4 protein-coding genes and 1 pseudogene are annotated in these 2,738 nt (G+C 71.0%); 4 read left to right on the forward strand and 1 reads right to left on the reverse strand.

All coding sequences use genetic code 11. From position 1 onward, the window contains the following. Nucleotides 1–165 precede the first annotated feature (165 nt). Together FF041_RS13255 and FF041_RS13260 are read left to right on the forward strand one after the other, a co-directional pair. The gene (locus FF041_RS13255) at nucleotides 166–330 is read left to right on the forward strand and encodes a hypothetical protein (RefSeq protein WP_153523022.1); all 165 of its coding nucleotides are present in this window, start codon (nucleotides 166–168) and stop codon (nucleotides 328–330) included. A gap of 2 nt (nucleotides 331–332) precedes the next feature. Continuing rightward, on the forward strand, nucleotides 333–974 hold the full coding sequence (locus tag FF041_RS13260; protein ID WP_153523023.1) for a hypothetical protein: 642 nt from the start codon (nucleotides 333–335) through the stop codon (nucleotides 972–974). Between the two features lie 193 nt (nucleotides 975–1,167). Here FF041_RS13260 and FF041_RS13265 read toward each other — a convergent pair whose 3' ends face one another. After that, entirely contained in the window at nucleotides 1,168–1,563 is a 396-nt protein-coding gene (locus tag FF041_RS13265) for a lipocalin/fatty-acid binding family protein (protein ID WP_153523024.1), read from the reverse strand. Between the two features lie 262 nt (nucleotides 1,564–1,825). Between FF041_RS13265 and FF041_RS13270 the strand changes: the two genes are divergently transcribed. After that, the gene (locus tag FF041_RS13270; protein WP_153523025.1) at nucleotides 1,826–2,323 is read left to right on the forward strand and encodes a hypothetical protein; all 498 of its coding nucleotides are present in this window, start codon (nucleotides 1,826–1,828) and stop codon (nucleotides 2,321–2,323) included. A gap of 27 nt (nucleotides 2,324–2,350) precedes the next feature. Continuing rightward, nucleotides 2,351–2,738, forward strand: a pseudogene (locus FF041_RS13275) (hypothetical protein); the annotation flags it as partial.

Below are 2,738 nucleotides of genomic sequence, written 5' to 3' on the forward strand. Positions count from 1 at the left end.
AGGCCGGAGCTTCATTACGCAACATCTGCTCCACCCGGCCGAGCGAACGTTGTTCGACACCGACGCCCGTATGGCTGCCTGACCTGATCGGCTCTCCGGCGGGGCCGCCTGTCCTCGGGTCCGGTGGCCCCGCCTTCACCCCTCTATACAAGGAGCGTTGCCCCGGTGTCCCGACGCCGCTTCCGCCGAGCGATCGGCAAACTCGTCCGGCTCTACCTCGAAGCCTGCACGGCCAATGCCGGGCACGGCCGCGTTCATCTCGGCGCCGACGCCTTCGGACACGAAGGCCGCCGTGCCCGGCGCCGTTCCGGCCGGGATGGGGAGCGGTGAGCGTGGACGAGCCGTTCATCCGTCTGGCGGCCTCCGTCGAGGCCGGGGAGAAGGTGCTGGCCGACTGGGACGCCGTCTCCGACGGCCTGTGCGACGCCGAGGGCTGGCCCCTGGACGACCGCTACGGCCTGCGCCAGCGGCAGCGGGACGCCGACATGTGGGCCCAGTTCGCCCCCTACCTCACCGAGGGGACGGCTCTGATCGTTCCGGCCGAGGACGTGCTGCCGGACCTGGACCAGGACCAGCGCCTCGAACACCGCTGGGACCAGCGGCTCCGGGCCCTGCGGGAGGTCCTCGACGGAGGCCGACGCGTCCACGACGCGTGGCTCTCCGTCGAGAACGCGCTCGTCCCCGGTCACCCGCGCACCGAGGAGGTCCGGTCGCGGGCCCTTGCTGAGCGCAACGCCGAGGGCTGGCACTATGCCCTGACCTGGACTGAGAACGCTTCCGCCCTGGTCGAGATCGCCCAGGCCGCCCAGCCGCTCGCAGGCCCGGACCCAGAAGCCTCCCGGGCGCTCCGGACCGAGGCTGCCCGCTCCCGCTCACCCCATGCCGCACACCTTCCCGGTCACGCGCCGGAGCCGGCCGAGAACGTTCCGGCAGCGGTCCCCGCCGTACGTCACCAGCGGCCGGGGGCGCGCTGACTCGCTGTTGGTGCGGTTGGCGCCGGGAGCGTGGGGCTCTGGGCGCTTCCCGCTCCGGTTCCCGTTGCCCTGGGCGGAGAGGTTGCCGCCCAGGGCAGCCGCCCGCCGAGGGCTCCCGGTCGGACACGGCCTGGACGCCGTCCTCACAATCCCGGTGCCGAAGGTGTCAGCGTTGTGTGGCGTGCGAAGGGGTTCAGAGGCGCTTGAAGGTGCGGGTGGCCGTTATGCCTTTGGCGCTGTAGTGGGCGGTCATCTCGGTCGGGCCGTACTCCCTGATCACCGTGGCCCAGTCGCTCCCGCAGCGCTGGGTCTGGATCAGTTTGCCTCCGTCCCTGGTGAAGGTCGACATCGCGGTGCGCCCGTCCTCCGTCGCGTGGTCGACGGGCTCGCCGAGGGTGAACGACACCTTCAAGACCTTGAGCTGAGTCGTGATGGACAGTTCCCAGGGTCCGTCGCCGGTCGTGAGTTCCTCGGTGGGCGTGGCCTTCTCGGCCAGGTTCCGCTGGATCAGGCCGAAGCCCGCAGCCTTCAGGTACTCACCGTAGTTATCGCTGTTGCTCATCTCCCACTTGCCCGCTTCGATAGCCATGCGGAACCCCTCCCGGTCGTCATGAGATGCACACGGGCGCGGACTGCGCCGTGTGTTGCCCCCACGCTACAGACCAAGATCATCACCAGGGTAATGATCTCGACCTCCCTGCCCCCGTCGGCGTCTAGCGGAATATCCCGGCCGGGCCAAACCGGCACCCGGGGCTGATCCTCATCACCTCGGCCCCGCCCCGGCGGGCATCCGACCCGTACACGCTGACCTGCGCCCCTTGCATCCGCTTCCCCCTTCGAGGAGTTCCTCCATGCCCGTGAAGACCGTCTGGCCCGTCGAGCATGCCTGCGGGCACATCGCCGACGCCGACCTCTCCGCCCGTCCGGCCGATCAGCGGGCGGGGTATGCCCGGTGGCTGGCCGGGCGGGACTGCACCGTCTGCTGGCAGGCCACCCGCACCCAGGACGCCGAGGCCACCGCCTCCTGGCTGGCCGGGCAGCGGGCCGCCGAGACGGAGGCGGCTCGGGTGTGGGAGGAGGAGTTCCGGATGCCTCTGCTGGAGGGCGGCGAGCGGGCGGTCGCCTGGGGTGCCCGGTGCCGGCACCAGCTCGTCACCGCCGCGTACGCCGCCCTCGTCACCGAAGGTGAGACGAATGAGGCGGAGTGGGCGGTGCTGGAGGACGCGGTGCGGCCGGTGACACGTGCCGGTTGGTGGATCGACCAGCGCGAGGCCGATCCTGCCGATCTGCCGGAGCTGCTGGCCGCCGCCGGCGGAGCCGACCGGCCCAACGAGAACCCCCACTTCTGACCCGCCTTCGATCTCCTGGAGCCCTTGATGTCCGAGTCCGAGCAGCCGCATGTGGTGATCGTCCTCGAGACCACTGGCAATGTCGCCGCTGTCCCCCACGGAGGCTTCAGGCGGGCGGAGCACGGCGTCCTGGCGGAGGAGATGCTGCGGCACGCCGGATTCATCGACGACCACAGCCCGCTCACCCGGCAGTACCGGCTGCACTGGGACATGGGCCGTGAGTACGAGAACCGGCAGGCCACCAAGGCAGCCCGGATGCTCGCCGCCGCCGGCTTCCGGGTCGACCTCGACCCCTCCCTGGACGCCGACCGTATGGGTGTCGCCGAGCCCGCGAACCAGGCCCTGGCCGCTCTGAGCGCCCGTCTGACCGAGGTGGACGAGCCCCACGAGATCGCCACCGAGGTACGGGCGTTCT

Origin of the sequence: Streptomyces jumonjinensis, assembly GCF_009600885.1 — a bacterium.
GTDB lineage: Bacteria > Actinomycetota > Actinomycetes > Streptomycetales > Streptomycetaceae > Streptomyces > Streptomyces jumonjinensis.

What these genes read in the sequence shown, in the direction of transcription:
- FF041_RS13265 (WP_153523024.1), bottom strand. Translation starts at nt 1,563, where the DNA reads ATGGCTATCGAAGCGGGCAAGTGGGAGATGAGCAACAGCGATAACTAC.
- FF041_RS13270 (WP_153523025.1), top strand. Translation starts at nt 1,826, where the DNA reads ATGCCCGTGAAGACCGTCTGGCCCGTCGAGCATGCCTGCGGGCACATC.